Source organism: Bradyrhizobium amphicarpaeae (genome assembly GCF_002266435.3).
GTDB lineage: Bacteria > Pseudomonadota > Alphaproteobacteria > Rhizobiales > Xanthobacteraceae > Bradyrhizobium > Bradyrhizobium amphicarpaeae.
This window is the reverse complement of record NZ_CP029426.2, coordinates 2,237,101-2,264,094: the sequence shown is the minus strand read 5'-3', so window position 1 is coordinate 2,264,094 and position 26,994 is coordinate 2,237,101. Positions and strand designations below refer to the sequence as shown.

Here is a 26,994-nt window from a genome sequence, read left to right as displayed (position 1 = left end):
GTCAGGATGCGAAAATCACATCCTCGCGCTGGCTGACATGCCATGGAATGACCAGCTTCTCGATCCGGTCGACGATCCAGAACAGGATCACGCCGAGCAGCGCGAGGATCACCAGGGCTGCGAACATCGTCGGCAGGTCGAAGGTCCCGATCGAGCGCTGCATCACGTAGCCGATGCCGGAATTGGACCCGACGAACTCGCCGACGACGGCGCCGACCACGGCAAGCGTCACCGACACTTTGAGACCCGAGAAGATCGCGGGCAGCGCATGCGGCAGATTCACCGCGCAAAACACCTGGAACCTGTTGCCCTGCATGGCGCGGGCGAGATCGACCATGTCAGGATCGACAGATTTGAAGCCCTGCACGGCCGAGACCACCACGGGAAAGAAGCCGAGCAGGAACGCCGAGATCACTTTCGGAATGATGCCGAAGCCGAACCAGACCACGAACAGCGGCGCGATCGCGATCTTTGGCACGGATTGCGAGAACACCAGCAGTGGATAGACGTAGCTCTCAACCGTCTTCGAGCCCGCGATCAGCATGGCCACGGGAATGCCGAACAGCGCGGACAGAGCAAAACCACAGACGGTCGCATAGGTGGTCGGCCAGGACTGGCGCAGCAGTTCCGGCCAGTCGGTGCGCAGCACGGCGACGACATCGAGAGGCGACGGGATCTGATAGGCGGGGATTTTGAACAGCCGGATCGCTAGATCCCAGGCCACCACGATGAAGACCAGGAACAAGAACGGCCGGATCCAGGCCGCGTTCAGCATCTTGGACACCGCACCCTGCGGCTTCAGTTCAGCCACGTCTCACTCCCGGCATTCTTGTTTTTCGGGGGAAAAATTAACCCGTTGGATAAATACTGTCCAGAGCTTTTCATGTGACGTTTTGTGGCGGATCCGGGCCATCTGCCCGTGCCCCGGACGCGCTGCAGCGTGCAACGCTGCGGCGCAGAGCCGGGGCCCAGAAGTTTCGTGTTGTGGGTCACATGGGCCCCGGCTCTGCAGCGCATCACTTACGTGCTGCGCTGCGTCCGGGGCACGAGAGCGCCAGTGCAGCGCGATCCGCGCTGCACTTACGCGCTAAACCGTCTGCGCCACCGCGGCGCGCGCCTTTGGCGCCTTTGCAATCTCGAACAGGGCCACGGACTGGCCCGTCAGCGCAGCCAGCACGAGGCCGACCATATGCGCCAGCCGCTCGTCCTTGGCCTTCTTGTCCAGGAGGTCGCGGCCGAAGATCACGCTGAGCGTCGCCGAATTCGAGAGATAGAAGAAGCAGAGCCCCGCGATCGAGATGTAGAGCTGCACCGGATCGACCGCGACCTGGAAGTCGCCGCTGTCGACGCCGCGGCGCACCACGGTGCGGATCATCTCGACGAAGGGCGAGTGCATCGACTTGACCTTGGTCGATCTCTTCAGGTGTTTTGCGCGCGCGAGGTTCTCGGTCTGCAGCAGCGAGAGGAATTCGGGATTGCGCAGGAAGTAATTCCAGGTGAACTCGATCAGGCGCCTGATCGCCTCGGGGGGATCGAGATGCTCGAGATCGAGCCCCCGCTCCTCGCTGCGGATCTTGTCATAGGCGCCTTCGAGCACGGCGAGATAGAGCTCGTCCTTGTTGCCGACGTGATAGTACAGCATGCGCTTGTTGGCGCCGGCCTTGACCGCAATGCGATCGACGCGCGCGCCGGCGAGGCCATGGGCGGAAAACTCCTGCTTGGCGGCTTCGAGAATGCGCAGCCGCATCCCTTCAGGGTCGCGCTGCCATTTCAGAGTTCGCTTTGCCTTAGTCGCCAAACCGGGTGCCCGCTGGGGTGTCGGAATATGCGTGTAACATGGGAGCCCGCATTTGAGAACGATCTCGTGCCCCGGACGCAGCGCAGCGCTTCTTCAGCGGTGCGCTGCAAAGCCGGGGCCCATGTCTCCAAGTGAGAGGTCGCAGCCTTCTGGGTCCCGGCTCGGCGCAGCAACGCAAGGGCGTTGCAGCGCGTCCGGGACACGCTACCGTACGCTCCGTTCAATCCACCGGCTTGGGCGAGCGCTCCAGCAGCACCGTCTGAATCCCGCAGGTCCCATTCCGCACCGTCATGATCCGCGTGCCAGGCTTGCGGCCGTTGCGGACCTCGGTGACGTCGACGCCGGCGGCGATCAGGCGGGCGCGCGTGGCGTCGATGTCGGCGACCCGCCAACTCAGGCCCCACAGACGGTCATGCGCGAGGTCACCGCCGGCAACCGGCCTGCGCACCACCTCGACGATGAGATCGCCGCAGCGGAAGAACATCAGCTGGCCCCAATCCTGGTGCGAGCGGTCCAGCGCCAGATCGAGGCCGAGCCGCGCGCCGTAGAGCGCGGCGGCGCGGTCGGAATCCTCAGTGGTGATCACGACGTGGTCGAGCGCGTCGATCGGCGCGATGTCGGTCGCCGGGGAGAGCGGGCGCTCGTCGGCCAGTTCGAGGAAGAACATGCGCACGCCGCGCGTGAGTTCCGTGGCGGCACGCGTGCGCTTCCAGTGCAGGACATTGCCCGTTTCCGAATCGCTGCTTTCGACCTCGGTGACCGGATCCGGACTCAAGGCCACCCGCCCCAGCCGCCGGTGCATTTTGCTCATGTCCGCGACACGAAAGCACAGGCTGGCGAGCACGCCTTCCTGGTCGTCGAGCAGCGCGCGCATGCGATCGGCGGTCACGCTGAAACCGCTTGGCGCCATCAACTCGATCGTCATGTTCTCGAGGGTGAACAGCACGCGGTCGGCGCCCTCGCCGGAGTTCTGCCAGGCCGGGGCGCGGGCGAGCAGCGTCTGGTAGGCCGCCTTGGCTGCACCGATATCCCTGACCAGAGCGACGACGTGATCGAGGCCGGTGATCATATCTCCCCCATTTGGTCGACCCTTTTATGGACTTGGAATATTGACCTGGAACCGATGCGCCGAAACACGGCGTTTGTCCGGGCTTGGCATTGCCCGGTGATGGTCGTATTCCGGCCCCATGCTGACCTCAAGCGCTTGGGGCGGCAGATTTGCGAATAATTTCAGCGATCCCCGAGCGGAACCGGTGCTACAGTACGCGCGCCGGCCTGGGACCACAAAGCGCATGACGGACAAGCAATGCAGGCTCTCTTCATCGGACAGACCTATATCGACGTCGTCTTCATCACCGACCACATGCCGACCGGGGACGAGAAGCACGTGGCTTCGGACTACGCCGTCTCCTTCGGCGGCAACGCCGTGACGGCGGCGTTCTGCTGCGCCAAGCTCGGCATCGTGCCGGATCTGATCGCCACCGCCGCCAATGACTGGCTGGGACGCATGTTCCAGGACATGTGCGCGAAATACGCGATCTCGCTGCACGGGCGGAAGGTCAACCAGTCCTCGCTCTCCTTCATCATGCCCAAGGACGGCAAGCGCGCCATCGTTCGCTGCCGCGACGACGAGCACATCCATCCCTTTCCGATGCTCAATCTCGGCGGCTGCCGCGTGCTGCATGTGGACGGCCACCAGCCGGATGCCGCACTCCATTACGCCAAGGTCTGCCGCGAGGCCGGTATTCTGACCTCGCTCGACGGCGGGGGCCTGCGCACCAACACGCATGAGCTGCTGGAATATATCGACGTCGCCATCGTCGCTGAGCGCCTGTGCGAGCAGATGGACCTGACGCCGGAGAAGATGCTCGACTATCTCAAGAGCCGCGGCTGCAAGATCGGCGGCATCACCATGGGCGAGAAGGGCCTGCTCTGGTACGACGAGACCGGCACGGTGCAGGTGATGCCGGCGATGCCGATCCCGCGCGAGCGCGTGATCGACACCAACGGCGCCGGCGACGTGTTCCACGGCGCCTATGTCTATTCCTATCTGGCCCATCCCGGCAAAAGCTGGCGCGAGCATTTCGATTTTGCCCGGGCCGCCTCGACCTTCAAGATCCAGCGGCTCGGCAACGAGGCCGGCCTGCCGACGCTGGTCGACATCGCCAAGGTCAGGCACGATTTCGAGGTCAGGGCTTAGCGTTCGCTGGGGTTCGTGATGGGGCGCGTCTTCGTCGCCGGCAGCATCAACATGGATGTGGTGGCGACCGCCGATCGCCATCCGCGCGTCGGCGAGACCGTCGCCGGCCGCAAGGTGCTGTATTTTCCAGGCGGAAAGGGCGCGAACCAGGCGGTGGCGGCGTCGCGGCTTGGCGCGAAGACCACGCTGATCGGCCGGCTCGGCAAGGATTCGTTCGGCGCCGAGCTGAAGACATTTCTCGGCGCGCAAGGTATCGACCTCGGCTCGGTGCGCGAGGCCAACACGCATACCGGCACGGCGATCATCACCGTGGCGGCGGCCGACAACACCATCGTCGTCATTCCCGGCAGCAATGCGCTAGTGGGGGCGGATGACGTCGCGGACGTGCCGCTGGCCAAGGGCGATGTCGCGGTCTGCCAGTTCGAGATCCCGCTGCCGACGATCACCGCGTTCTTTCGACGCGCGCGCGAGGCCGGCGTCGTCACCGTGCTCAACCCGGCGCCGGCGCAAAAGATGTCGCGCGAGCTGCTCGCGCTGGTCGACATTCTCGTGCTGAACGAGACCGAGCTGGGATTCCTCGCAGGCGTCGAGCTCACGGACAGCGACGAGGCCGCTGGGATCATCGATGTCGCGCGAAAACTTCAGGCGCACGCGGACCAGAGCATCTGCGTGACGCTCGGCAGACGCGGCGTGCTTGCGCTGGCGGGGCGCGAAGAGGTCGCGGTGCCCGGGCGTGCCGTGAAGGCGGTCGACACGACAGGCGCCGGCGATTGCTTCGTCGGCGCGCTCGCCGCGCAACTCGCAGACGGTGTGCCCCTGCGCGCCGCCCTCGCCTTCGCCAACGCCGCCGCCTCGATCAGCGTGCAGCGCATGGGTGCGGGGCCGTCGATGCCGACGGCCGCGGAAGTGGCGGCGGTGTTATAGGCGGCCTAAGCCAGCGCGCTCTTCAGATCGAAGCTTTCATCCGCGGCCTGCGCCGGCGTGATCGAGCGGTTCATGCCCTGCAAGCGGCGGCCGAACATGTGGTCACCGGCGCGGTTGATGGATTCGATGCCGAGCAGCGTCTCACCCCTGTAGCAGAACGCGGAAAACGCCTTCTTGGCGGGATCGCCGCGCAGCACGACGCGGTCGTAGCCGGTGGTGAGGCCCGAGATCTGGAGCTTGTCGTCGCCTTGGTCGCTCCAGAACCAGGGATGGCCGTCATAGGGCTTCTTGTCGCCGGTCAGGCGGCCTGCGAGGCAGCGGGCGTGGTCGGTCGCGTTCTGCACCGATTCCAGCCGCAGCGATCCGCCGAAGCGCGGGCTTGCGAACAGCGCGCAGTCGCCGATCGCGGAGATGTCAGGATCAGCCGTCGCGAGATATTCGTCGACGATGATGCCGGCGGCGACCGTCAGCCCGGCTTCCGCTGCAAGCTCGATGTTCGGCAGCACGCCGACGCCGACCACGACGAGGTCGGCGGGCAGATGCCGGCCGTCGCTCAAGGAAACGCCGGTGACCTTGCCGCCTTCGGCCTCGATCGAAGTCGCCTGCACACCGAGGTGAATGCGGATTCCGGCCTCGCGATGGCGCGCCTGAACATACTCCGAGACCTCCGCCGTCACCGCGCGCGCCATCACGCGCGGGGCGAGCTCGAGCACGTCGACTTCGAGGCCCTTGATCCGTGCGGTGGCGGCGAATTCCAGGCCGATGAAACCGGCGCCGATCACCACGACCCGTGTCTTCGACGGCATGATCGCGCGGAGCGCCTCGCTCTCGTCGAGGATGCGCAGATATTTCACGTCGGGCAGATTGGCATTGGGCAGATCAAGCAGCCGGTTGCGCGCGCCGGTGGCCAGCACGAGATGGCCGTAGCCCAGCGTCTCGCCCGAAGCGAGCAGCACCTTGTGGCCGGCGCGGTCGATCGACACTGCGCGCCCCGCGATCAGCTCGATGTTCTGGTCCTGGTAGAATTTCTCTGGGCGGAACATCAGGCTCTCAGGGCCGGCCGAGCCCTTGATATAGGCCTTGGACAACGGCGGCCGCTGATAGGGCAGATGCGCCTCGTCGTTGATCAGGCAGATGCGCTCGGAAAAGCCCGCCTGGCGCAGCGATGCCGCGACCTGATAGCCGCCATGGCCGGCACCGACGATGACGACCGGTCCATTGCTCATCGAACAGCCCATTTCCGGAAGACACGAGCGTAACCCATGCCGTCTCCCCTCTCGCTGATTTTGATTGCTGACCTTACGAGGAGCCGGCGCTCGTGTCCGTCCCTTGGAAAAGGCACGCCCATTTGAGCCTATCGCTTCGCCCCGCGCAAGAGCGGCGGTCGGGGATTGTCACTCCTGCCCTTCTGCGATTTAGTTGCAGCAATGACCTCCTGCCGGGGAATTCCAAATGACCGCTCCCGTCTCCCAGCCCGATGATCCCGCCTTGCTGCGGATCGACGGCCCGATTGCGACCATCACGCTCAACCGCCCCACGGCCTACAATTCCATCAACCTCGCCATCGCGCAGAAACTCGAACAGCTCGCGGCGTGGATCGAGGGCAATGACGCCATCAGGGTCGTCGTGCTCGAAGGCGAAGGCCGCGCCTTCTCGGCCGGCGGCGATCTGCAGACGATCGGAGCGGCCGCCGAAGCGGGCACGGTGACACCGGTGGTGGGCGAGCTCCTGAAGCACTACCACGCCTTCATCGAGATCATCCGGCGCATGCCGAAAATCTCGTTGTCCAGCGTGCACGGCTCGGCTGCCGGCGCCGGCATGGGCCTCGCCTTCGTGACCGATCTCTGCATCGCCGCCGACGACGCCAAGTTCACGCCTGCCTATGCCAAGATCGGGGTGTCGCCGGATGGCGGCTCGACGGTCGGCATGGTCGGCACGGTCGGCTCCCGCCGGGCGCTGCAGATCTTCCTCGCCGAGGACAGCTTTACCGCGCAGCAGGCCCATGAGTGGGGCCTCGTCGCCAAGACCGTTCCGGCCACTGAGCTGAAGGCGGCGACGCGACAACTCGCCGAGCGGCTGGCGCAGAACCCGCCGGCTGCCATCGCCGGCACCAAATCGCTGGTCTATCAGGCCGCCACCACGCCGGTGAAGCAGCAGCTCGATGCCGAGGAGCACAAGATCATCATGGCGATGAACACGGAGGAATTCCGTTCCGCCGTGAAGAAGTTCACGAGCAAATCGAAGTGACGCCCACGCGCACCTTCTACGGCCTTCGTCACGGCGCGACCGACTGGAATCGCGAGGGACGCTTCCAGGGGCGGACCGACAATCCGCTGAACGAGGACGGCCTCCGGCAGGCGCACGAGGCCGTGGACGTGCTGCGCGGCGCCGGCATCAGCCGCATCGTCGCAAGCCCGTTGGCCCGCGCGGCGCGAACGGCCGAGATCATCGCGGCCGCGATCTCGGTGCCGCTGGCGATCGACGACGGCATCATCGAGTTCGACTTCGGCAGCTTCGAGGGCCTGCCCGTTCGCGACCTCATGATCAGGCACGGCGTCAATTCGGCGACGGGCCTCGTCTCGATCCTGCCGTCGGACGGCGAGAGCTGGGACGCCATGACGCAACGGTCGCTGGCTTGCGTCTCGGCGTGGCTCGACCGTCATCCCGGCGACGATCTCCTGTTCGTCTGCCATGACGCGGTGATGCAGGGGATGGCCAATGCGCTGTCCGGCAGCTACTTCAGGAATAGCCACGGCACGCCGTTCCGTTACGTGCGCGAGCAGGCGCAATGGCGCATCGAGCGGGTCGCTACTTAGGACAGATATAGCCCGTCCCCGCCGGCGACTTGAAACAGCCGACCGATTCCGGCAGCACCTTCTGCGGCAGCCACAGCACCACGCTCGGGAAGTAGATCGCGAATGCGATCGTCCCAAGGAACACCAGATAGATCGGCAACGCAGCGCGTAGCGCTTTCGCGAAACTGACTCCGACGAATTTCGAGGCCATCAGCAGCACCAGCCCGTAAGGCGGCGTGATCAGGCCGAAGGCGAGCGTGGCGATCAGCACCACGCCCATATGGACGCTATTGATGTCACCCGCCTCCGTCAGCGTGTTGACCAGCGGCATGAAGATGATGATGGTCGGTACCGGCTCGATGAAGTCGCCGACCACGGTGAACAGCAGCACCATCAGCAACATGATCAGATGCGGATCGTTGCCCGCCATCGAGGTGATGACATCGGCGATGTAGCTCGCGCCCCGCAAGTAAGCGAGCATCCAGCCGAAGGCGTTGGCCGCGCCGATGGTGATCAGCGGCAGCGAGAAGATCAGTCCGGCGAGACAGAAGTCGTAAGGAATATTCTTGATGTGGCCGCGGTTGAGCGCGGGGATCACGACGAGGACGATCCAGACCACGGCAACCACGCCGGCTTCGGTTGGCGTGAACCAGCCGGTCAGGATACCGCCGAGCAAAATGACCGGGATCATCAGCGGCAGAGCCGCATCACCGGCCGCGAACACCACCTGCCGCAGCGGTGCGCGCGGCTTGCGCAGGCCGGACGGGCCGAAGAAGTAGCAATAGATCATCAGGCCGAAGCCGATCATCAGGCCCGGCACCACGCCTGCCATGAACAGGCCGGCGATCGAAACGTTGCCGACCGCGCCGTAGACCACCGCGGTGATGCTCGGCGGCACAAGCGCCGCGATGGTCGAGGCCGACGCGATGATCGCGGCGATGAAGGCGGGCTCGTAGCCCTCGCGCTTCATCGGCCCGCCGAGCGCGCGGCTCATCACCGCGACGTCGGCCGTGGTTGAGCCCGACATTTCCGAGAAGAACATGCTGAAGACGACGACGACCTGAGACAGCCCGCCCCTGATATGCCCGACCAACGACACCGAGAGGTTGGCTATTCGCACCACCACGTTGGCCGAGCTCATGAGCTCGCCGACCAGCAGGAAGAACGGAATAGCCAGCAGCGCCTCGGAATCGACGCCGTCGAAGATCTTCTGGATGATGGCGGCGAGCGAAACGTCGGACAGCAGCGCACCGATGAACACGCCGGCCATCAGCGAGAACGGCACGGGCACGCCGAGATAGCCGAACGACAGGAAACAAACCGTCATCAACGCCAGGACGACGGGTGCGCTCATAGCTGCGCCCTCGCCTGCGCGTCGGTGACGACGGGCGTTCCATCCTCCTCGGGCGGCTCGACATGATCGAAGCCGTTGCGCAGGCCGTTGACCAGTTGCTCGATGGTGAACAGGCCGATCAGCACGCCCGACAGCGGGATGATCGCATAGAGCGAGGCGATCGGCGTACCCGACGGCAGCCGAAAGCTGCCGAAGCCGCGCAGATAGTTCTGGTAGCCGTACCAGATCAGACAGAAGGCAACGCCGAGCACGACGAGGCGGATGATCAGCTCGACGATCAGGCGCGGGGTGCCGTGCAAGGCCTCGGAGATCGCGGTGAGATAGAGGTGATCGTTGCGGCGCGTCGCAGCGGCCGTGCCGATGAAGATCGCGTAGATGAACAGCGTCGATGTCACCTCCTGGAGCCACAGCCAGGGATGACCGATGGTGCGAGTGACGATGTCGGCGGTGACCGACAGCGAGAAGCCGAAGCACAGCACGCCGCAAAGGATCATCAGCGCGAGCTCGAGCCAATCGAGCCGGCGCCATTTCAGGTGGCGCTGGCGCTGCACGAGCAGTTTGTCGGCGATGGGCATTCAGATGTCCTCGTCGTCACCGCCTAAGGCGGGATGATCTCAAGTAAAGCGTGGCGGCTGATGGGTTGAACCTCTCCCGCTTGCGGGAGAGGTCGGCGCGGAGCGCCGGGTGAGGGCTTTGTCCTCTGGGGATTGTCCCTGCGTGGAGACACCCTCTCCCCAACCCTCTCCCGCAAGCGGGAGAGGGAGCGCACCGACCTAGTTGATCGACCGGATCAGATCCTTGACCTTCTCGGCGTGCGGGCCGAGTTCCTTGGCGAGCTTGTCGAGATAGGGATCGGCGACCGCCGCAAAGCTCTTCTTGTCGACGTTGTCGACGATCTTCACACCCATCTTCTTCAACTTGTCGGCCGCGGTGCGCTCGAGCTCGAACGCCTTCGCGGGCTCCTTGGTGCTGATCTCGTTGGCCGCCGTCTGCACCCAACCCTTCTGCTCGGCCGAGAGGCTCTGCCAGAGCTTGTCGGAGATGAACACCAGCGCGTTGTTGGCCTCGTGCTCGGTGATGTTGAGGACCGGCGCGACCTCGTAATGCTTGTTGACGAGATAGACATTGATGCTGTTCTCGGCGACGTCGACGACGCCGGTTTGCAAGCTGGTGTAGACGCTGCCGAACGGCATGTGCACGGTCTGGGCGCCATAGGCCGGGAACATGGTGTCCTCGGTTGCGGTCGCCTGCACACGGACCTTCAGGCCCTTGATATCGGCCACATTGTGGATTTCCTTCTTGGAGTACATGTGGCGCACGCCTTGCGATCCCGTCGCGATCACGTGCAAGCCCTGCGTGGTCTCGTCGATCATGGCCTTGAGTGCCTCGAACACGCGGGGGTCGGCCAATCCCTTGACCACATGGTTCTCGTCGCGGAACAGATAATGCAACGACATCACTCCGGCCTGCGGCGAGATCGTCGCGGTGTTGGCGGAGGAGATGATCGAGAATTCGACGTCGCCGGCCTTCACGAGCTGGAGCACCTGCGGCTCCTGCCCGAGTTGCGCGCCGGGATATTGATCGATGATCATGGTGCCCTTGCTCAATTCCTTGAGCTTCTCGGCAAAGATGTCACCCGCGATGGAATAGCCGGTGTTGCGCGGCTGGTCGTAGGCGAAGCGATAATGCTTCACCTCCTGTGCCCCGGCTCCGGTGACGAAAAGCATGGCGGCCGCAGCCGTCAACCCACGTATGGATCGTGCAATCATCGTTTCCCCCTGTTTTGTCGCCTGCCGCTTGTGCGGTCTGGGCGTTCGTCGTTCGGTCAGCTTGTCTCGGTCTTCCCAGTCCTCTGCATGAAGTCGAAGTCGCAGCCCTCGTCGGCCTGCATGATGGTTTCGTTGAACAGCCAGGCATAGCCGCGCCGCGCTTCATCGGGCTTAGCCGCCGGCTTCAAGGCGGCACGCCGGCGCTCCAGCTCGGCCGGATCGACCAGCAGCTCGATGCTGCGCCTGGCCACATCCAGGCTGATCATGTCGCCGTTCTGCACCAGCGCCAGCGGCCCGCCAACCGCGGATTCCGGCGTGATGTGCAACACGATGGTGCCGAACGCGGTGCCGCTCATGCGTGCGTCCGAAATGCGCACCATGTCCTTGGTGCCGCCGCGCGCGAGCTTCTTCGGGATCGGCAGGTAGCCCGCCTCCGGCATGCCCGGCGCGCCCTTGGGGCCGGCATTGCGCAGTACCAGCACGTCGTCGGAGTTCACGTCGAGTTCGGGATCGTCGACCCGCAAGGTCATGTCCTCGACGGATTCGAACACGACGGCCCTCCCGGTATGCTTCAGCAGCTTGGGGCTCGCGGCCGATTGCTTGATGACCGCGCCGCGCGGCGCGAGATTGCCGTGCAGGACGGCGAGGCCGCCTTCCGTCTTGATCGGATTGTCGCGCGGACGGATCGCGTCCTGGCCCGGCACATCTTCCGCATTGGCAACGACGTCGCGCAGCGTCTGGCCCGAGATGGTCCTGGCGTCGAGATCGACGAGGTCGCCGAGTTGCGCCAGCAGCTTCGGCACGCCGCCGGCGTGATGGAAGTGCTCCATGTAATGTTCGCCCGACGGCTTGAGATCGACCAGTACCGGCACCTCGCGGCCGATCTGGTCGAACACTTCGAGATCGAGCCGGTGCGGCGAGCGATGCGCCATCGCAGTCAGATGGATCAGGCCGTTGGTGGAGCCGCCGATCGCCTGGAGCACGACCTGAGCGTTCTTGAACGACGCAGGCGTCAAAATCTCGCTCGGCTTCGGCCCCTTGGCCTTTGCCATTTCGGCGGCAACCCTGCCGCTCGCCTCGGCCAGACGGAAGCGCTCGGCATGCGGCGCCGGGATCGTCGCGCTCATCGGCAGCGACAGGCCCATCGCCTCGATCATGCAGGCCATGGTGGAGGCGGTGCCCATCACCATGCAGGTGCCGACCGACGGCGCGAGGCGGCCGTTCACTGCTTCGATCTCGACATCGTCGATTTCGCCGGCGCGATACTTGCCCCAGAGACGGCGGCAATCGGTGCAGGCGCCCAGCACTTCGCCCTTGTGATGGCCGACCACCATGGGACCGACGGGAATGACGACGGTCGGCAAATCGGCGCTGATCGCCGCCATCACCTGCGCCGGCAAGGTCTTGTCGCAGCCGCCGATCACGATCACCGAATCCATCGGCTGTGCCCGGATCATCTCCTCGGTGTCCATCGCCATCAAATTGCGCAGATACATCGAGGTCGGATGCGCGAAGCTCTCGGCGATCGAGATGGTCGGAAACACGAACGGCATGGCGCCGGAGAGCATCACGCCGCGCTTGGCGGCTTCGATGATCTGCGGAACGTTGCCGTGGCAGGGATTGTAGTCGCTGTAGGTGTTGGTGATGCCGACGATCGGGCGCTCCAGCGCGTCGTCGGAATAGCCCATGGCCTTGATGAACGCCTTGCGCAGGAACAGCGAGAAGCCGGCATCACCGTAGCTCGTCAGACCCTTGCGCAACCCACTCGTCATCATGCCACTCCATAACCTCGCTAATGTGGTACAGCCTGCCTCTCGATTGTCAATAAAAATGGTCCATTTTGTCGCGGTTGCCAGCCTATGGTGCCGGCCGCGACGGATATTATTGACAATCCTCGCCTTCCCTGCTCCACAGGGCGGACCGGCCGAAGCCGGAGGCTGAGGCATGTCCGACACTCGCACCGCAGACAGCATGGCTATCAGGCGCGACGACCCGGACGACGTCGTTGCGCGGCTCGAGGAGGACATCATCTTTGGCCGCCTGCCGCCCGGCGCTCGCCTCACCGAGGACGCGCTGATGTCGCGCTACGGCACCTCCCGCCACTTCGTGCGTCAGGCGCTGGTGGACGCAGAGCGGCGCGGCATCGTCCGCCGCGAGAAAAACGTCGGCGCCACCGTGCGGTTCTACTCGGCCGAGGAGGTCGGGCAGATCTACGAGGTCAGGGAGATGCTGACCCGGCAGGCCGCGCTGATGATCCCCCTGCCCGCACCGCAAAGCCTGATCGACGCGCTGAGCGTCCTGCAGCGACAATATTGCGCGAGAGCCGATGCGCAGGATCTGCGCGGCATCCACGAGGCCAACGACGCCTTCCACCTCGCGCTATTCTCGGCGTGCGGCAATCCCTACCTGGTCGGCTCGCTCCAGGACTACATGAACCTGACGCTGCCGATGCGCGCAAAAAACCTCGCCGACCGCGAAGGATTGGCGCAGTCGCGGCGCCAGCACGAGTTGATGATCGAGCTGCTGAGAGGTCGCGACAGCTGGGCGCTGGCGCAACTTTGCGTCGATCACATGCAGTTCAGCAAGTCGGACTATTTGGCGCGAATTGCGGGGGATGAGGCCGAGGCCCCTCGCTAGTCCGCCCGAAGCAGCGACATGCCCCATAGGCGCTGTTGAAGCGCCTCAAAGGGGCAACCGACTGGCTGAGCTATATCGCCGGTCGACGATCCGGTTGGGAAAACGATCGAAAAACGGGAAAGCCAAGGCGTCGGCTACGGTTGATGGCGCGTGGTAAACGCCACGGCCTACTCTATGTCTGAAGATGCGCAAGCCAGTCACGCACCTGGTTTAAGGTCCGACGCTCCTGATCGGCCTCCAGTACGAAAGCCTTTTCAATGCGCGCAGCCGGCGCATGGCTGGCAAGAACGGACGGGGCCTCACCCACGCCGTAGCCGCCGTGGGTGATGAACGGTCGGAGCGTCTTGTCGCCCAGCTCGTGCGCTTTGAGGAACGAGCGGATCGGCGGCGGGGTGGTCTCGCCCCAGATAGGAAAGCCGAGGAAGATCTCGTCGTACCTGGCGATGTCGGCCTGGGCGGCGAGCGGCGGCGCATAACCGCTGTCGCGCTCGCGTGTCGCCTGCGCGACATGCTGCTCGTAGTCCGCCGGATACGGGCGCGCCGGCCTGATCTCGAACAGGTCGGCGCCGAGCTGGCGGTGCAGCGTCTCGGCGATCACCCGCGTGTTGCCCGATCGCGTCAGGTACGCGACGAGCGTTTTGGCACCAGTCATTGGTGTCGATCCTCTATCCTGGGCACAGGCCGATGCGCTCGCGAAGGCAAGGATCGCCGGGGCGGCGAGCAGGGTGCGGCGTGACAGACCGTCCGGCTCGCTCACGATCGCCTCGGCGGTGCCTCGACCCCGGAAAAAGCCTGAACGGGCGGCGGCAGCCGATCGCCCTTGACCGTGATTGCCGCGACGGCCGCGTTCAGCTCCCGCAGCTCGGCGGGCGTGAAGCGGACCGCGATCGCGCCGGCGTTCTCAACCATGTGCGCCATCTGCGTCGTGCCGGGGATCGGCACGATCCAGGGCCGCTGCGCGATCAACCAGGCGAGCGCGATCTGCGCCGGGGTCGCCTGCTTGGCATTCGCCCAGCGCTTCAGCAGCGCCACCAGCGCAAGATTGGCCGTGACGTTCTCCCGAGCGAAGCGGGTCTCGCCAGCGCGGATGTCGCCGGGCGCGTAGGCGGTCTGCGCGTCGATCGCACCGGTGAGGAAGCCGACACCTAAGGGGCTCCAGCAGACGAAGCCGATGCCGAGCTGCCCGCACAGCGGCAGCACCTCGGCCTCGGGGCCACGCCAAAGCATGGAATATTCGTTTTGAACGGCGGTCAGCGGCAACTCGGCATGGGCGCGGCGTAGCGTGCCCAGCCCCATCTCGGACAGGCCCCAGTGCAAAACCTTGCCCTGCGCCTTCAGGTCCTTGATAGCGCCGGCGACGTCCTCGATCGGCACGGCGGGGTCGACACGGTGTTGGTACACCATGTCGAGGTGATCGGTCCGCAACCGTTTCAGCGATGCTTCCACGGCCGCCTTGATGTGCTCCGGACGGCTGTTGAGCGGGTCACCAGCATCCCGCTTGCCGTCCGGGCCGATGTTCCACCCGAACTTGGAGCTGATCACGACCTCGTTCCGGAACGGCTGCGCGGCCTCGCCCAGGATGCGCTCGTCCTCAAACGGACCGTAGGCTTCGGCCGTGTCGAACAGGGTGACGCCCCGCTCGTAGGCCGTACGGATGATGCGGATCATCTCTGCGCGGTCGGGAATCGTCGTCTGGTAGGTGCGGTGCATGTTCTGCACGCCGAGCCCGACGCTGGAGACCTCCAACGACCCGAGTTTGCGGCGAGCGCCGTCGGGCCGCGCCGCGGGCGGTGCGGCGGTTGCGGCGCTCGCCGGCCTGAGCGACGCGGCGGCAAGCCCCGCACCCGCAACGCCGAGCAGGCTGCGCCGGCTCACCTGTCCTGATGCTGCTTCATTCATCACGCTCGTATCCTCAGTCTGGTTGGTGTGAACGGCGATCGGCAACCTAGAGTTTGCGCGTGCCGAGCCACTTCACCTTTTCGGGATCGCGGTGATCGAAGAAGCTGCTGGTCTTCTGGTCGAGCGTGGCGATCTGCGCGATGTCGTCGCCATCCAAATCGAAGTCGAAGATCGCGAAGTTCTCCGCCATGCGCTCCTTACGCACCGACTTCGGGATGGCGACGATGCCGCGCTGGTTGAGCCAGCGCAGGACGACCTGCGCGATGCTTTTGCCGTGCTTTTCCGCGACCGATTGCAACACGTCGTTGGAGAACAGCCCGTTCTTGCCCTCGGCGAACGGTCCCCAGGCTTCCTGCTGAACCTTGTACTCAGCCAGGATCGCCTCGGCCTCGTGCTGCTGGTGGAAGGGATGCGTCTCGATCTGGTTGACCGCCGGCGTCACCTCGTTGTGGAGAACGAAGTCGACAAGGCGATCGGGGTAGAAGTTGCTGACGCCGATCGCGCGGATGCGCCCGGCCTTGTGCAGCTCCTCCATCGCCCGCCACGCGCCGTACACATCGCCAAAGGGCTGGTGGATCAGCCACAGGTCTAGGTAATTGAGCCCGAGCTTATTCATGGAACGCTCGAACGCCGCCTTGGCGCCCTCGTAGCTGGCGTCTTCGATCCACAGCTTGGTGGTGACGAATAGCTCGCCCCGATCGATGCCGTGATTGCGGATGGCGGCGCCGACCGCCTCCTCGTTCCCGTAGGAGGCGGCGGTGTCGAGCAGGCGGTAGCCCACGTCGATCGCGTCGCGGACGCTGCGCTCGCACTCGGCAGGGTCGGGCACCTGGAAAACGCCGAAGCCGAGGCTCGGCATCTCGACGCCGTTGTTGAGCGTGACGGTGGGGACATTGCTGGTCATGGGCGGTCTCCTTCGGGAGCAGCTCAGCGGTTGATAAGGGTCTGGTGCGAGGCGGGGTAGCGTTCGCCCACGACCTGAATGCCGGAGAGCGCCTGTTCGGTGCGGGCAAGGTCGTCAGTCGTCAGCACGACGTCGGCGCCGCCGAGATTCTCTTCTAGCCGATGCAGCTTGGTGGTGCCGGGTATCGGCACGATCCACGGCCGCTGCGCGAGCAGCCAGGCGAGCGCGACCTGCGCGGGCGTAGCGCCCTTCTCAGCCGCGATCGTGCCGACGAGATCGACCAACGCCTGGTTCGCCGCCATCGCGTCGGCCTGGAAGCGGGGCACGGTGCTGCGGAAGTCATCCTTGCCGAACACCGTCTTGGGATCGAGCTTGCCGGTCAGAAACCCTTTGCCGAGCGGCGCAAACGGCACGAAGCCGATGCCGAGTTCCTCCAGCAGCGGCAGGATCTGCGCCTCCGGCTCGCGCCAGAACATCGAATATTCGCTCTGCAGGGCGGCGACCGGCTGCACCGCATGAGCGCGGCGGATCGCATCAGGGCCGGCCTCCGACATGCCGAAATGCTTGACCTTGCCTGCCTGGATCAGCTCCTTGACCGTTCCGGCGACATCCTCGACCGGCACGTTCGGGTCGACCCGGTGCTGGTAGAACAGGTCGATGTGGTCGGTCCGGAGCCGCCTCAGCGCGTCGTCCGCCACCTGTCGGATGCGCTCGGGCCGGCTGTCGAGGCCCTGCGCCGGCACGCCGTTCACGAAACCAAACTTGGTGGCGATCACCACCTGGTCGCGCATCGGCGCCAGCGCCTCGCCGACCACCTCCTCGTTGTCGCCGGGGCCATAGGCCTCGGCGGTGTCGAAGAAGGTCACGCCGCGCTCGTGCGCGGCACGGATCAGCGCGACCGCCTCGCTGCGGTCGGTCGCCGGGCCATAGCCGAAGCTCAGGCCCATGCAGCCGAGGCCGATCGCCGAGACCTCAAGTCCGGACTGGCCGAGTTGTCGGTTCTGCATCATCTGACTCCTTGATTGCCGAAGTGGCGCGTGTGCCGGACAGGGAACCGCCTTGCCCTTGCGAGAGATAGCGATCTCGACGTTTATGGATTAGAGAGTGCAATCGGGAAGCCGTGATAAGGTTACCTAATCAATGAGCGCGGAGAACTTCAACGATCTCGCTGCCTTCGTGGCGGTCGCAAAGGAGCGCAGCTTTACGCGCGCTGCCGCGAAGCAGGGTGTTTCGCAATCGGCGCTCAGCCAGACGATCAAGGCCCTGGAAGCGCGACTTGGCGTGCGGCTGCTGACACGTAGCACTCGGAGCGTGTCGGCAACCGAGGCGGGCGAGCGGCTGCTGCGCACCTTGGCACCGCGCTTCGAGGAGATTGAGCAGGAGCTGGGTGCGCTGAGCGCACTGCGCGACAAGCCGGCAGGCACAGTCAGGATCACGGCTGGCGAGCACCCGGCGGTGTCGATCCTGCAGCCTGCGCTCCAGCGCATCCTGCCCGACCACCCGGACATCCATGTCGAGATCGTCGTCGACTACGGGCTGACCGACATCGTGGCGCAAGGGTTCGACGCCGGCGTGCGACTGGGCGAGCAGGTCGCCAAGGACATGATCGCGGTTCGGATCGGCCCCGAAATGCGGATGGCCGTCGTTGGCTCGCCTGCCTATTTTGCGACGCGCCCGCGCCCCGAGACGCCGCAGGACCTCACCACCCACAATTGCATCAACATCCGTCTGCCCACCTATGGGGGATTGTTCGCATGGGAGTTCGAACGTGACGGTCGCGAACTTCGCGTGCGGGTCGAAGGGCAAGTGGTGGTCAACCACGGAGCGGTACGGCTCGCCTCCGTCCTAGACGGCCTCGGCATGGCTTATGTGCCCGAAGACCAGATCGTCGATCATGTCGCTTCCGGGCGCCTCATTAGGGTGCTGGAGGACTGGTGCGCGCCGTTCCCGGGCTATCACCTCTACTACCCTAGCCGGCGGCACGCTTCTCCCGCGTTTGCGGTCGTGCTGGACGCGCTCCGAACGTCCGACGCACGGAAGGCATCGGCCAGAAGCTGATTAGCGCGGCAGCTTGACCGTTGAGGCTCAAGCTGTGCTTGCCAACCCGCAAACGAACCTTGCATTGGACAGCAGATGCGAGGCCGCCGCATCGACGTAGTAGGATGCCCGCCTTCCCGAAACCTGTTCCCGATTGAATTTTCCCGAAACGGCCTGTTGGAGATCAAGAAACGAGACTGCTGCGCAGTCCCCGAATGGCCGGTTTCGGGAAGCGTTGCCGATCTACTAAACATCAGGGGTGACGGGTGCCAGCCCGGCCGGCAGGCGAGCGCTAAAGTTAGCGCCTATGAGCGACATGCCCTCTCTGCCACACCCAACTGCACGCCCCCCGCTGAGCCGCTGCGTCACTTGAACGCAACTAAGAACTATTCGCAACAATTGTGCTCCCATGCATTCTATGAAATCTTCCTGCGAGTGACTTGCATTTGCATGGAGGCGATGTTCGTTCGTGCTTGGAAAATGGACCTGCGCCCGCCCCGCAGCGGCGGCAATGATCTTGGCCGGTCTATCGGCGAGCTGCATCTCGGCCTTCGCCGGCGACACGTCGAGCCGGCCATATACTCAGCCCCGCGGCTCGCCGAGCGACGGCATCTCCAAGCCGGCGCATGGTCTGCCCTCAGCTCACACGGAGATCGACACCGAGCATATCTTCGGCTTCAGCATGGGCTCCGATATCGGCAAGCCGGGCGAAATCGAGGTGGAGTTCGAGAACGTCGGCGCGTTCGGCAAGCGCTCCGGCACATACGCAGCCTGGGCCGGTCTCAACCAGGCCAAGTTCACGCTGTCGGACAATTTCCGGATCGCACCAGGCTTCGCGCTGAGCGGACAGCACATCAATGGCATTCCGGGTATGGCCGATCATCGGGACGTCGCCTTCAGCGGTGCTGCGCTCGAACTGCGTTACAAGCTGGTCGATCGCGCCGTCGCGCCCTTTGGGCTGACGCTCCATGCGCAGCCGGGCTGGGGCCGGATCGACGACGGCAGCGGCATGCCTATCGAGCAATATGGCGGAGAGTTTGCCGCGCTGTTCGATCGCGAACTGGTCAAGGACAGGGTGTTTGCAGCTTTCAACGTCTGGTACGCGACCGGCGCAACGCGCGAGATCGCGACTAATCTGTGGCGCCACGATTCCGAGATGCAGCTCCAGGCGGCGATGTCCTACGCGGTCCGGCCCGAGCTCGTGCTCGGCCTCGGCGCTCGCTACGCGCGGGCCTATGACGGCGGGGGCCTCGACCGCTTCGCGGGTGATGCGGTGTTCGCGGGCCCCACCTTCTCCTACGCCATCTCAAAGGAGATCGGCATCTCCGGGACCTGGCAGATGCAGGTCGCAGGCCGCGCGATCGGCGACCACCGCAGCCTCAACCTCGATCAGTTCGAGCGCCACCAGGCGCTGTTGCGGCTCAACCTGCATTTCTGATCATCGGGCGCGCAATCTCGCTACCGGCATCCGGAAAGGCCGCGCGCGAAAGGGATGGACATGCGCGAAACTGTGCGAGAGAACGCCGCACCCTGCCAATTTCAGGACGGTGCACAATGGAATTTGATGACGTCATTCTCGGCCGGCGAAGCATTCGCGGCTACAAGCCCGATCCCGTCCCGCAGGAATTGATCAAGGAAATCCTGGCGCTGGCCATACGCGCGCCATCGTCGATGAATACCCAGCCATGGAATTTCTACGTCATCACCGGAGAGCCGCTGGACCGCATCCGCCAGGGCAATACCGAGCGCAATCTTGCGGGCGTCCCGCACTCGCGCGAATTCAGAATCGGCCAGCCGTTCGAAGGCGTGCATCGCGAGCGTCAGATCGGTGTTGCCAAGCAGTTGTTCAGCGCGATGGGGATAGCGCGAGACGACAAGCAGCAGCGGCAAGACTGGGTCCTGCGCGGCTTTCGCCAGTTCGACGCACCTGTGTGCGTGATCATCACTTACGATCGCCAGTTGGCATCGAGTGACGATACGGCCTTCGACTGTGGTGCCGTCGCGACCGCGCTCGTCAACGCAGCCTGGTCGCGGGGGCTCGGTGCCGTGATCAACAGCCAGGGCATCATGCAATCCCCTGTCGTGCGCGAACACGCCGGGATCGCCGATGATCAGGTGATCATGAAGAGCATCGCGCTGGGCTGGCCGGATCACAGCTTTCCCGCCAACGCCGTCGTGTCAGAGCGCAAATCGGTGGATGAAGCGACGACGTTCGTGGGATTTGAGAGCGACGGCTGGAGGCAGCGGAAGTAGCGGTTGCGACAACGGTGAGCGGGTAGCGATCCGCGTTATCAACTCGTCATTGCGAACGCAGCGAAGCAATCCAACGTCTTTCTGCGGTGGGATTCTGGATTGCTTCGCTGCGCTCGCAATGACGGCGGGAGCAGTTGGGCTACCGCTTCGTCCAGTCGATCACCCGGTTCGGATCGGCATCGAACTCCATGCTGCAGAACGTGCCGCCCTGGAAGTGGTCGCCGACCGGATCCGGCTTCAGCTTGGCCTGCTCGGCCATGGCGTGCTCGCGGAAATCTTCGGCGCGGCCGGTGGGGCGATAGCCGAATTCGTAGGCGCGGTGGTTGTCCCACCAGGCGCGCTCGTTGAAGGAGGCGCCGTAGAAGACTTCGAAATGGATGTCGGGATGCTCGAGCCCGATGCGGCAGAGCTGCACCAGGTCTTCGGGCTTGAGCCAGATCGAGAGCCGGCGCTGGTCGAGCGGCATGTCGCCGAAATTACCGATGCGCAGGCATGTGACCTTCATCCCATGCTTGTCGGCATAGAGCGCGCCGACCGCCTCGCCGAACACTTTGCTGACGCCGTAGCGGCTGTCGGGGCGCGGGGTCACGTCGGTGCCGATCCTGTGGTGGCGCGGATAGAAGCCGACGGCGTGGTTCGACGAGGCGAACACCACGCGCTTGACGCCCTTGCGGTAGGCCGCCTCGAACAGATTGTAGCCGCCGATGATGTTGGCCTGCAGGATCTGATCCCAGCTGCCTTCGACCGAATAGCCGCCGAAATGGATGATGCCGTCGACGCCCTCGCAGATCGCTTCGCACTGCGCAAGATCGGCGAGATCCGCTGCCTTGAATTGCTCGTTCGCGCCGAGATCGGCGGGCGGACGGATGTCGGAGAGCAGCAGGTCCGGATAGATCGGCGGCAACAATTCGCGCAGGCGCGTTCCGATCCCGCCCGAAGCTCCCGTCATCAAGATGCGCGCCATGTCGTCCCTCGCCGTTGGTGATCGATTTGCGGTCACGTGTCTCTAATGATAGCTGGATTGTCCAGAGGGAACGAAACGAGAGAACCGACATGAATGAGGCATCGTCCCACACCCAGGAGCGGCCAGGCTGGCGGCCGGCGACGTATTATCCCGACCCGGCCATTCGTGCGCTCGATCCCCGCTTCGAAAAATACTGGCTGAAATTGTCGGCGGTGGAGCGGCTGGCCACCGGCCTGCGCTGGGCCGAGGGACCGGTGTGGTTCGGCGACGGGCGCTATCTGCTGTGCAGCGACATCCCGAACCAGCGCATCCTCAAATGGGAGGAAGAGACCGGCGCAGTCTCCGTGTTCCGCAAACCCTCCAATTTCGCCAATGGCAACACGCGCGACCGCCAGGGCCGGCTCGTCAGCTGCGAGCACGGCGGGCGGCGCGTGACGCGGACCGAATATGACGGCAGCATCACCGTTCTGATGGATCAGTTCAACGGCAAGCGGTTGAACTCGCCGAACGATATCGTCGTCAAATCGGACGGCTCGATCTGGTTCAGCGATCCGACCTTCGGCCTGCTCGGCAATTACGAGGGCTACCTGGCCGAGCCCGAGATCGAGCCGAATGTCTATCGCCTCGATCCCGCGACCGGCAAGGCGACCATCGTCGCCGAGGGCGTGCTCGGTCCGAACGGGCTGTGCTTCTCGCCGGACGAGAAGATTCTCTACGTCGTGGAATCGCGCGGGGTGCCGAACCGCAAGATCCTCGCCTATGACGTCTCGGCCGACGGCACCACGATTTCCAACAAGCGCGTGCACATCGATGCCGGCCCGGGCACGCCCGACGGCATGCGCTGCGATATCGACGGCAATCTCTGGTGCGGCTGGGGCATGGGCGATCCCGAGCTCGACGGCGTCGTGGTGTTCGCGCCCGACGGCGTCATGATCGGCCGCATCGCGCTGCCGGAACGCTGCGCCAATCTCTGCTTCGGCGGCGTCAAACGCAATCGCCTGTTCATGGCGGCGAGCCAGTCGATCTACGCGCTGTATGTGAACACGCAGGGCGCGGTGGGGGGATAGACTCGCCGCACCCTCCTCGTCATTCCGGGGCGCGCCACTTGGCGCGAGCCCGGAATCCATCGTGCAACAGAGCTCGGTGACAAATGGATTCCGGGCTCATCGCTCTCGCGACGCCCCGGAATGACGGAAAGAAAAAACGCCGGAGCAATTTCCCGCTCCGGCGTCATGATTGTTGAGGCGCGAAAGCTTACGCCGCGTTGAAGCCCGCAACCGCCTTCACTTCGAGGAAGTCCTCGAGGCCGTACTTGCCCCACTCGCGGCCGTTGCCCGACTGCTTGTAGCCGCCGAACGGCGCGGTGCGGTCGTTGGGCACGCCCTGCAGGTTGACGTTGCCGGCGCGGATCTGGCGGCCGACGCGCTTGGCGTCCTCGACCGAAGCGCCCGTGACGTAGCCGGCGAGGCCGTACGGCGTGTCGTTGGCGATGTGCACGGCTTCCGCTTCGTCCTTGGCGCCGATGATGGTCAGCACCGGCCCGAAGATCTCTTCGCGGGCGATCGTCATGTCGGGCGTGACGTCGGCGAAGATGGTCGGACGGACATAGAAGCCCTTGTTGACGCCTTCGGGCAGGCCCGGGCCGCCGGCGACGAGCGTTGCGCCCTCGTCGATGCCCTTCTTGATCAGGCCCTGGATCTTGTCCCACTGGCCGCGGTTGACGACGGGGCCGATGGTGGTGCCTTCGGCGCGGGGATCACCGGCCTTGGTCTTGTCGGCGACCGCCTTCGCGATCGCGGCGACGTCCTTCATCTTGGACAGCGGCACGATCATGCGCGAGGGCGCGTTGCAGGATTGGCCGGAGTTGTTGAACATGTGCATCACGCCGCCGGTCACCGCCTTCTGCAGGTCGGCGCCTTCGAGGATGACGTTCGGCGACTTTCCGCCCAGCTCCTGGCTGACGCGCTTCACGGTCGGCGCCGCGCGCTTCGCAACATCGATGCCGGCACGGGTCGAGCCGGTGAAGGAGATCATGTCGATGTCGGGGTGCTCGCTCATGGCCGCGCCGACCTCGGGGCCGAGGCCGTTGACGAGGTTGAACACGCCCTTCGGCACGCCGGCTTCATGGAGGATTTCCGCGAAGATCAACGCCGAGGTCGGGGTGAACTCGCTGGGCTTCAGGATCATGGTGCAGCCGGCAGCGAGCGCGGGGGCGACCTTGCAGGCGATCTGGTTGAGCGGCCAGTTCCAGGGCGTGATCATGCCGACCACGCCGATCGGCTCGCGCAGCACCATGGCGGTGCCGACCGGCTCCTCGAAATGATAGTTCTTGAGCACGTCGAGCGTGGTCATGAGATGGCCGAGGCCGGCGCCGGCCTGCAGCTTCTCCGCCATCGGCAGCGGTGCGCCCATCTCGTCGGAGACGGCGGCGCCGATCTCCTTGAGGCGGCCCTTGTAGACCTCGATCACTTTGGTGAGCAGCGCGACGCGCTCGTCACGGCTGGTCTGGGAGAAGGTCGCGAAGGCGCGCTTGGCGGCGGCGACCGCCTTGTCGACGTCGGCCTTGGAGCCCAGCGCAACCTCGTACATCGCCTCTTCCGTCGCGGGGTTGACGACCGGAGTTGACTTCTTGACGGCGGGATCGACCCAGGCGCCGTCGATGTAGAATTGCATGCGATTGACCATCGTTAACCTCTTTTTGGGGGCATGGTGGGGGCGTTTCGGCAGGCATCCTTGCACGAAAGCGCCGGCAATTGAACCCGCCATATGCGGGGCCAGCGTTGCGGCGGACGGGGGTTATATGAGCCGATGGCGGGAACGTGGCAAGCGCACGATGGGTCCCGGCTCTGCGTCGCGACATTTCATGCCGCGCCGCGTCCGGGACACGGGATTTAAAACGAGTCCAAGAACTCTCGTGCCCCGGACGCAGCGCAGCACTTCTTCAGTGATGCGCTGCCGAGCCGGGGCCCATGCGCCCGGTTACCCCGACTACACCGCCATCTTCCGATGCAGCACCGGCGCGCCGGTGGTGAGGCTTTCCGCCGCATCGATGATGGCGTTGGCGTCGATGCCGTAGTGGCGATAAAGGTCGGCGATGGTGCCGGTCTGGCCGAACTGCTCGACGCCGAGCGCCTCGACGCGATGGCCGCGGACGCTGCCTAGCCAGCCGAGCGCGGAGGGATGGCCGTCGATCACGGTCACGATGCCACAGTCGCGCGGCAGCGGCGTCAGCAGTTTTTCGATATGGCTGAGATGCTGCACGCCGCGGCGGTCGCGCCGCAATTTCCGTGCAGCGGTCCAGCCTGCATGGAGGCGGTCGGCCGAGGTGATCGCGAGCAGGCCGATGTCGCGTCGGCTCTCGCCGATGAAGCCGGTCGCCTCGATTGCTTCCGGCGCGACCGCGCCGGTATAGGCAATCACGAGTTCGGCATTCGGGCCCGGCTTGCGCAGCCAGTAGGCGCCGTCGGTGATGCCCTGCGCCAGCTCCGGCGTCATGATCCGCTGCGCTTGATCGATGCTGCGCGTCGAGAGCCGCAAATAGACCGAACCGCCCTCGCCCGGATCGCGCTGCATGTGGTCGAATCCGAAAGCCATGATCACGGCGAGCTCGTCGACGAAGGCCGGCTCGAACGAGGCGAGCCCGTCCTGCGCCATGCCGATCAGCGGCGTCGCGATCGACTGATGCGCGCCACCCTCGGGCGCAAGCGTGATGCCTGATGGCGTCGCCGCCACCATGAAGCGCGCATCCTGGTAGCAGGCGTAATTCAGCGCATCGAGCCCGCGCTCGATGAAGGGATCGTAGAGCGTGCCGACCGGCAGCAGCCGCTCGCCGTTGATCTGGTGCGACAGGCCGAGCGCCGAGAGCATGATGAACAGGTTCATCTCGGCGATCCCGAGCTCGAGATGCTGGCCCTTGGGCGAGAAGTCCCAGTTGAAGGTGGAGGGAATTTTCTCGCTGCGGAATAAGTCCGCCTTCTCGGCGCGCGCGAACAGGCCGCGCCGGTTCACCCAGGGTCCGAGATTGGTCGAGACGGTGACGTCGGGCGAAGTGGTGACGATGCGCTGGGCGAGTTCGCTGTCGCCGCGCGCGATCTCGTTCAGCACCAGGCCAAAGCCCTGCTGGGTCGACATCTGCGGCGCCGGCTTGAAGGCGAGCTGCTGGGGCACCTCGACGACGGGCGCGGTCAGGCGGCGGCCGTCCCGGTTGAACGGCACGCGCGCGAGGAAGGCATCGAGCTCGGCGGCCGACTGCGCGAGACCTTCGTACTTGTCCCATTCGTGGCCGGGCCGGATGTTCTGGCTGTCGCGATATTTCTCCATCTGCGCGACCGTCATGAGGCCGGCGTGATTGTCCTTGTGGCCCTGGAACGGCAGGCCGACGCCCTTGATGGTGTAGGCGATGAAGCAGACCGGACGGTCGTGGTCGATGGATTCGAACGCGTCGACCATGCTCGCCATGTCGTGGCCGCCGAGATTCGACATCAGCGCCAGCAATTCCTCGTCGCTGCGGCGATCGATCAGCTTTGTGATCGGTCCCTGGTCGCCGATCTCGTCGTGCAGATGCTTGCGGAAGGCTGCGCCGCCCTGGAAGCACAGCGCGGCGTAGAGCGCGTTCGGGCAATTGTCGATCCAGCGCTTCAGCGCCTCGCCGCCGGGCTCGGCGAACGCTTCCCGCATCAGGCGGCCGTATTTCACGATGACGACGTCCCAGCCGAAATTGCGGAACATGGTCTCGAACTTTTCCCAGAGCCCTTCGCGCACGACGGCGTCGAGCGACTGGCGGTTATAGTCGACCACCCACCAGGTATTGCGCAGGCCGTGCTTCCAGCCTTCGGCCAGCGCCTCCCAGATGTTGCCCTCGTCCATCTCGGCATCGCCGACCAGCGCGATCATCCGCCCTTCGCGGCGGTCCTTCATCCAGCCATGCGCCTTGACGTAATCCTGCACCAGCGAGGCGAACAGCGTCTGCGCGACGCCGAGGCCGACGGAACCGGTGGAAAAATCGACGTCGTCGACGTCCTTGGTGCGCGAAGGATAGGATTGCGCGCCCTTGAAGCCGCGGAAATTCTCCAGCTTCTCGCGGCTCTGCCTTCCGAACAGATATTGGATGGCGTGGAACACCGGGCTCGCATGCGGCTTCACCGCGACGCGGTCCTCGGGGCGCAGCACGTGGAAGTACAGCGCCGACATGATGGTGGCCAGCGAGGCGGACGAGGCCTGGTGTCCGCCGACCTTCAGGCCGTCGGCATTGGGACGGATGTGGTTGGCGTGGTGGATGGTCCAGGACGACAGCCACAGCGCCTTGCGGCTGAGCGCGGTCAGCGTATCGAGATGAGCAGGATCAACGGGCATGGCAATGCTCCCGGCAAACAGGTGCCACCGATGATACGCCCGCGAGGGGGCCCAATCTTCTCAATTTTTCGCGCCATACGCTTAGATATTGGGATACTTTACCAACAG

At 64.9% G+C, this 26,994-nt stretch carries 24 protein-coding genes; 9 read left to right on the top strand and 15 right to left on the bottom strand.

Annotation, left to right across the window (positions count from 1 at the left end; all coding sequences use genetic code 11):
* Position 1: 1 nt before the first annotated feature.
* The 3 genes from CIT40_RS10495 to CIT40_RS10485 form a co-directional block, all read right to left on the bottom strand.
* Positions 2-811 (bottom strand): ABC transporter permease, encoded by an 810-nt coding sequence (locus tag CIT40_RS10495; protein WP_094892361.1) that lies wholly within the window; start codon positions 809-811, stop codon positions 2-4.
* Positions 812-1,087: 276 nt separating this feature from the next.
* Positions 1,088-1,747, bottom strand: a complete 660-nt coding sequence (locus CIT40_RS10490) for a TetR/AcrR family transcriptional regulator (RefSeq protein ID WP_094892360.1) — start codon at positions 1,745-1,747, stop codon at positions 1,088-1,090.
* A gap of 271 nt (positions 1,748-2,018) precedes the next feature.
* The gene (locus CIT40_RS10485) at positions 2,019-2,867 is read right to left on the bottom strand and encodes a VOC family protein (protein WP_094892359.1); all 849 of its coding nucleotides are present in this window, start codon (positions 2,865-2,867) and stop codon (positions 2,019-2,021) included.
* Between the two features lie 237 nt (positions 2,868-3,104).
* On the opposite strand from CIT40_RS10485, the gene CIT40_RS10480 reads away from it, so the two are divergent.
* Positions 3,105-3,998 carry a sugar kinase gene (locus CIT40_RS10480; protein ID WP_094892358.1) on the top strand — a complete coding sequence of 298 codons (894 nt, stop codon included), beginning with the start codon at positions 3,105-3,107 and terminating at the stop codon, positions 3,996-3,998.
* 18 nt (positions 3,999-4,016) lie between these two features.
* On the top strand, positions 4,017-4,922 hold the full coding sequence (rbsK, locus tag CIT40_RS10475) for a ribokinase (RefSeq protein ID WP_094892357.1): 906 nt from the start codon (positions 4,017-4,019) through the stop codon (positions 4,920-4,922).
* Between the two features lie 5 nt (positions 4,923-4,927).
* On the opposite strand, the gene CIT40_RS10470 is transcribed toward rbsK, so the two are convergent.
* Positions 4,928-6,148 (bottom strand): NAD(P)/FAD-dependent oxidoreductase, encoded by a 1,221-nt coding sequence (locus CIT40_RS10470; RefSeq protein WP_094892356.1) that lies wholly within the window; start codon positions 6,146-6,148, stop codon positions 4,928-4,930.
* Positions 6,149-6,374: 226 nt separating this feature from the next.
* Here CIT40_RS10470 and CIT40_RS10465 point away from each other — a divergent pair, with 226 nt between their 5' ends.
* Together CIT40_RS10465 and CIT40_RS10460 are read left to right on the top strand one after the other, a co-directional pair.
* The gene (locus tag CIT40_RS10465; RefSeq protein ID WP_094892355.1) at positions 6,375-7,169 is read left to right on the top strand and encodes an enoyl-CoA hydratase/isomerase family protein; all 795 of its coding nucleotides are present in this window, start codon (positions 6,375-6,377) and stop codon (positions 7,167-7,169) included.
* Complete coding sequence (locus CIT40_RS10460; RefSeq protein WP_094892354.1) at positions 7,166-7,738, top strand: histidine phosphatase family protein; 573 nt, start codon at positions 7,166-7,168, stop codon at positions 7,736-7,738. The genes CIT40_RS10465 and CIT40_RS10460 overlap by 4 nt, the downstream gene beginning before the upstream one ends.
* Here CIT40_RS10460 and CIT40_RS10455 read toward each other — a convergent pair.
* The 4 genes from CIT40_RS10455 to CIT40_RS10440 all read right to left on the bottom strand — a co-directional run bounded on the left by CIT40_RS10455 (position 7,731) and on the right by CIT40_RS10440 (position 12,612).
* Positions 7,731-9,071, bottom strand: coding sequence for a TRAP transporter large permease (locus tag CIT40_RS10455; protein WP_094892353.1), 1,341 nt, complete (start codon positions 9,069-9,071; stop codon positions 7,731-7,733). The two genes, CIT40_RS10460 and CIT40_RS10455, sit on opposite strands and share 8 nt — an antisense overlap.
* Positions 9,068-9,646, bottom strand: coding sequence for a TRAP transporter small permease (locus tag CIT40_RS10450; RefSeq protein WP_094892352.1), 579 nt, complete (start codon positions 9,644-9,646; stop codon positions 9,068-9,070). The genes CIT40_RS10455 and CIT40_RS10450 overlap by 4 nt, the downstream gene beginning before the upstream one ends.
* Positions 9,647-9,844: 198 nt before the next feature.
* Positions 9,845-10,840 carry a TRAP transporter substrate-binding protein gene (locus tag CIT40_RS10445; RefSeq protein WP_094892351.1) on the bottom strand — a complete coding sequence of 332 codons (996 nt, stop codon included), beginning with the start codon at positions 10,838-10,840 and terminating at the stop codon, positions 9,845-9,847.
* Positions 10,841-10,896: 56 nt separating this feature from the next.
* Positions 10,897-12,612 carry an IlvD/Edd family dehydratase gene (locus tag CIT40_RS10440; protein WP_162307840.1) on the bottom strand — a complete coding sequence of 572 codons (1,716 nt, stop codon included), beginning with the start codon at positions 12,610-12,612 and terminating at the stop codon, positions 10,897-10,899.
* Between the two features lie 172 nt (positions 12,613-12,784).
* Between CIT40_RS10440 and CIT40_RS10435 the strand changes: the two genes are divergently transcribed.
* A complete protein-coding gene (locus tag CIT40_RS10435; RefSeq protein ID WP_094892349.1) occupies positions 12,785-13,477 on the top strand; it encodes a GntR family transcriptional regulator in 693 nt (230 codons plus the stop codon).
* A gap of 172 nt (positions 13,478-13,649) precedes the next feature.
* Here CIT40_RS10435 and CIT40_RS10430 read toward each other — a convergent pair whose 3' ends face one another.
* Genes CIT40_RS10430 through CIT40_RS10415 form a run of 4 tightly spaced genes read right to left on the bottom strand, consistent with a single transcriptional unit; the run spans position 13,650 to position 17,287 of the window.
* Positions 13,650-14,234 carry a flavodoxin gene (locus CIT40_RS10430; RefSeq protein ID WP_244611949.1) on the bottom strand — a complete coding sequence of 195 codons (585 nt, stop codon included), beginning with the start codon at positions 14,232-14,234 and terminating at the stop codon, positions 13,650-13,652.
* Positions 14,231-15,376 carry an aldo/keto reductase gene (locus tag CIT40_RS10425; RefSeq protein ID WP_094892416.1) on the bottom strand — a complete coding sequence of 382 codons (1,146 nt, stop codon included), beginning with the start codon at positions 15,374-15,376 and terminating at the stop codon, positions 14,231-14,233. Before CIT40_RS10425 ends, CIT40_RS10430 begins: the two co-directional genes overlap by 4 nt.
* 46 nt (positions 15,377-15,422) lie before the next feature.
* On the bottom strand, positions 15,423-16,280 hold the full coding sequence (locus tag CIT40_RS10420; RefSeq protein WP_094892347.1) for an aldo/keto reductase: 858 nt from the start codon (positions 16,278-16,280) through the stop codon (positions 15,423-15,425).
* Positions 16,281-16,303: 23 nt separating this feature from the next.
* Complete coding sequence (locus CIT40_RS10415; RefSeq protein WP_094892415.1) at positions 16,304-17,287, bottom strand: aldo/keto reductase; 984 nt, start codon at positions 17,285-17,287, stop codon at positions 16,304-16,306.
* Between the two features lie 133 nt (positions 17,288-17,420).
* On the opposite strand from CIT40_RS10415, the gene CIT40_RS10410 reads away from it, so the two are divergent.
* The 3 genes from CIT40_RS10410 to CIT40_RS10400 all read left to right on the top strand — a co-directional run bounded on the left by CIT40_RS10410 (position 17,421) and on the right by CIT40_RS10400 (position 20,570).
* Positions 17,421-18,338, top strand: coding sequence for a LysR family transcriptional regulator (locus CIT40_RS10410; protein ID WP_094892346.1), 918 nt, complete (start codon positions 17,421-17,423; stop codon positions 18,336-18,338).
* 490 nt (positions 18,339-18,828) lie between these two features.
* The gene (locus tag CIT40_RS10405; protein WP_094892345.1) at positions 18,829-19,755 is read left to right on the top strand and encodes a transporter; all 927 of its coding nucleotides are present in this window, start codon (positions 18,829-18,831) and stop codon (positions 19,753-19,755) included.
* Between the two features lie 116 nt (positions 19,756-19,871).
* Positions 19,872-20,570 carry a nitroreductase gene (locus tag CIT40_RS10400; RefSeq protein ID WP_094892344.1) on the top strand — a complete coding sequence of 233 codons (699 nt, stop codon included), beginning with the start codon at positions 19,872-19,874 and terminating at the stop codon, positions 20,568-20,570.
* Positions 20,571-20,709: 139 nt separating this feature from the next.
* On the opposite strand, the gene CIT40_RS10395 is transcribed toward CIT40_RS10400, so the two are convergent.
* Complete coding sequence (locus CIT40_RS10395; protein WP_094892343.1) at positions 20,710-21,534, bottom strand: NAD-dependent epimerase/dehydratase family protein; 825 nt, start codon at positions 21,532-21,534, stop codon at positions 20,710-20,712.
* A gap of 89 nt (positions 21,535-21,623) precedes the next feature.
* On the opposite strand from CIT40_RS10395, the gene CIT40_RS10390 reads away from it, so the two are divergent.
* Positions 21,624-22,601 carry an SMP-30/gluconolactonase/LRE family protein gene (locus CIT40_RS10390; RefSeq protein ID WP_094892342.1) on the top strand — a complete coding sequence of 326 codons (978 nt, stop codon included), beginning with the start codon at positions 21,624-21,626 and terminating at the stop codon, positions 22,599-22,601.
* A 187-nt stretch (positions 22,602-22,788) separates the two neighbouring features.
* Here the strand turns inward: CIT40_RS10390 and CIT40_RS10385 are convergent, their stop codons facing one another.
* Complete coding sequence (locus CIT40_RS10385; protein WP_094892341.1) at positions 22,789-24,219, bottom strand: aldehyde dehydrogenase family protein; 1,431 nt, start codon at positions 24,217-24,219, stop codon at positions 22,789-22,791.
* Positions 24,220-24,522: 303 nt separating this feature from the next.
* Entirely contained in the window at positions 24,523-26,886 is a 2,364-nt protein-coding gene (locus CIT40_RS10380) for a transketolase (RefSeq protein WP_094892340.1), read from the bottom strand.
* Positions 26,887-26,994: the final 108 nt, after the last annotated feature.

Excerpts from the sequence above, each read along its gene's own strand:
- CIT40_RS10400 (WP_094892344.1), top strand. The coding sequence starts at position 19,872 with ATGGAATTTGATGACGTCATTCTCGGCCGGCGAAGCATTCGCGGCTAC.
- CIT40_RS10435 (WP_094892349.1), top strand. The coding sequence starts at position 12,785 with ATGTCCGACACTCGCACCGCAGACAGCATGGCTATCAGGCGCGACGAC.
- CIT40_RS10390 (WP_094892342.1), top strand. The coding sequence starts at position 21,624 with ATGAATGAGGCATCGTCCCACACCCAGGAGCGGCCAGGCTGGCGGCCG.
- CIT40_RS10405 (WP_094892345.1), top strand. The coding sequence starts at position 18,829 with ATGATCTTGGCCGGTCTATCGGCGAGCTGCATCTCGGCCTTCGCCGGC.
- CIT40_RS10490 (WP_094892360.1), bottom strand. The coding sequence starts at position 1,747 with ATGCGGCTGCGCATTCTCGAAGCCGCCAAGCAGGAGTTTTCCGCCCAT.
- CIT40_RS10450 (WP_094892352.1), bottom strand. The coding sequence starts at position 9,646 with ATGCCCATCGCCGACAAACTGCTCGTGCAGCGCCAGCGCCACCTGAAA.
- CIT40_RS10455 (WP_094892353.1), bottom strand. The coding sequence starts at position 9,071 with ATGAGCGCACCCGTCGTCCTGGCGTTGATGACGGTTTGTTTCCTGTCG.
- CIT40_RS10485 (WP_094892359.1), bottom strand. The coding sequence starts at position 2,867 with ATGATCACCGGCCTCGATCACGTCGTCGCTCTGGTCAGGGATATCGGT.
- CIT40_RS10440 (WP_162307840.1), bottom strand. The coding sequence starts at position 12,612 with ATGACGAGTGGGTTGCGCAAGGGTCTGACGAGCTACGGTGATGCCGGC.
- CIT40_RS10410 (WP_094892346.1), top strand. The coding sequence starts at position 17,421 with ATGAGCGCGGAGAACTTCAACGATCTCGCTGCCTTCGTGGCGGTCGCA.
- CIT40_RS10465 (WP_094892355.1), top strand. The coding sequence starts at position 6,375 with ATGACCGCTCCCGTCTCCCAGCCCGATGATCCCGCCTTGCTGCGGATC.
- CIT40_RS10415 (WP_094892415.1), bottom strand. The coding sequence starts at position 17,287 with ATGCAGAACCGACAACTCGGCCAGTCCGGACTTGAGGTCTCGGCGATC.
- CIT40_RS10445 (WP_094892351.1), bottom strand. The coding sequence starts at position 10,840 with ATGATTGCACGATCCATACGTGGGTTGACGGCTGCGGCCGCCATGCTT.
- CIT40_RS10480 (WP_094892358.1), top strand. The coding sequence starts at position 3,105 with ATGCAGGCTCTCTTCATCGGACAGACCTATATCGACGTCGTCTTCATC.
- CIT40_RS10420 (WP_094892347.1), bottom strand. The coding sequence starts at position 16,280 with ATGACCAGCAATGTCCCCACCGTCACGCTCAACAACGGCGTCGAGATG.
- CIT40_RS10380 (WP_094892340.1), bottom strand. The coding sequence starts at position 26,886 with ATGCCCGTTGATCCTGCTCATCTCGATACGCTGACCGCGCTCAGCCGC.
- CIT40_RS10425 (WP_094892416.1), bottom strand. The coding sequence starts at position 15,376 with ATGAATGAAGCAGCATCAGGACAGGTGAGCCGGCGCAGCCTGCTCGGC.
- rbsK (WP_094892357.1), top strand. The coding sequence starts at position 4,017 with ATGGGGCGCGTCTTCGTCGCCGGCAGCATCAACATGGATGTGGTGGCG.
- CIT40_RS10385 (WP_094892341.1), bottom strand. The coding sequence starts at position 24,219 with ATGGTCAATCGCATGCAATTCTACATCGACGGCGCCTGGGTCGATCCC.
- CIT40_RS10470 (WP_094892356.1), bottom strand. The coding sequence starts at position 6,148 with ATGAGCAATGGACCGGTCGTCATCGTCGGTGCCGGCCATGGCGGCTAT.
- CIT40_RS10395 (WP_094892343.1), bottom strand. The coding sequence starts at position 21,534 with ATGGCGCGCATCTTGATGACGGGAGCTTCGGGCGGGATCGGAACGCGC.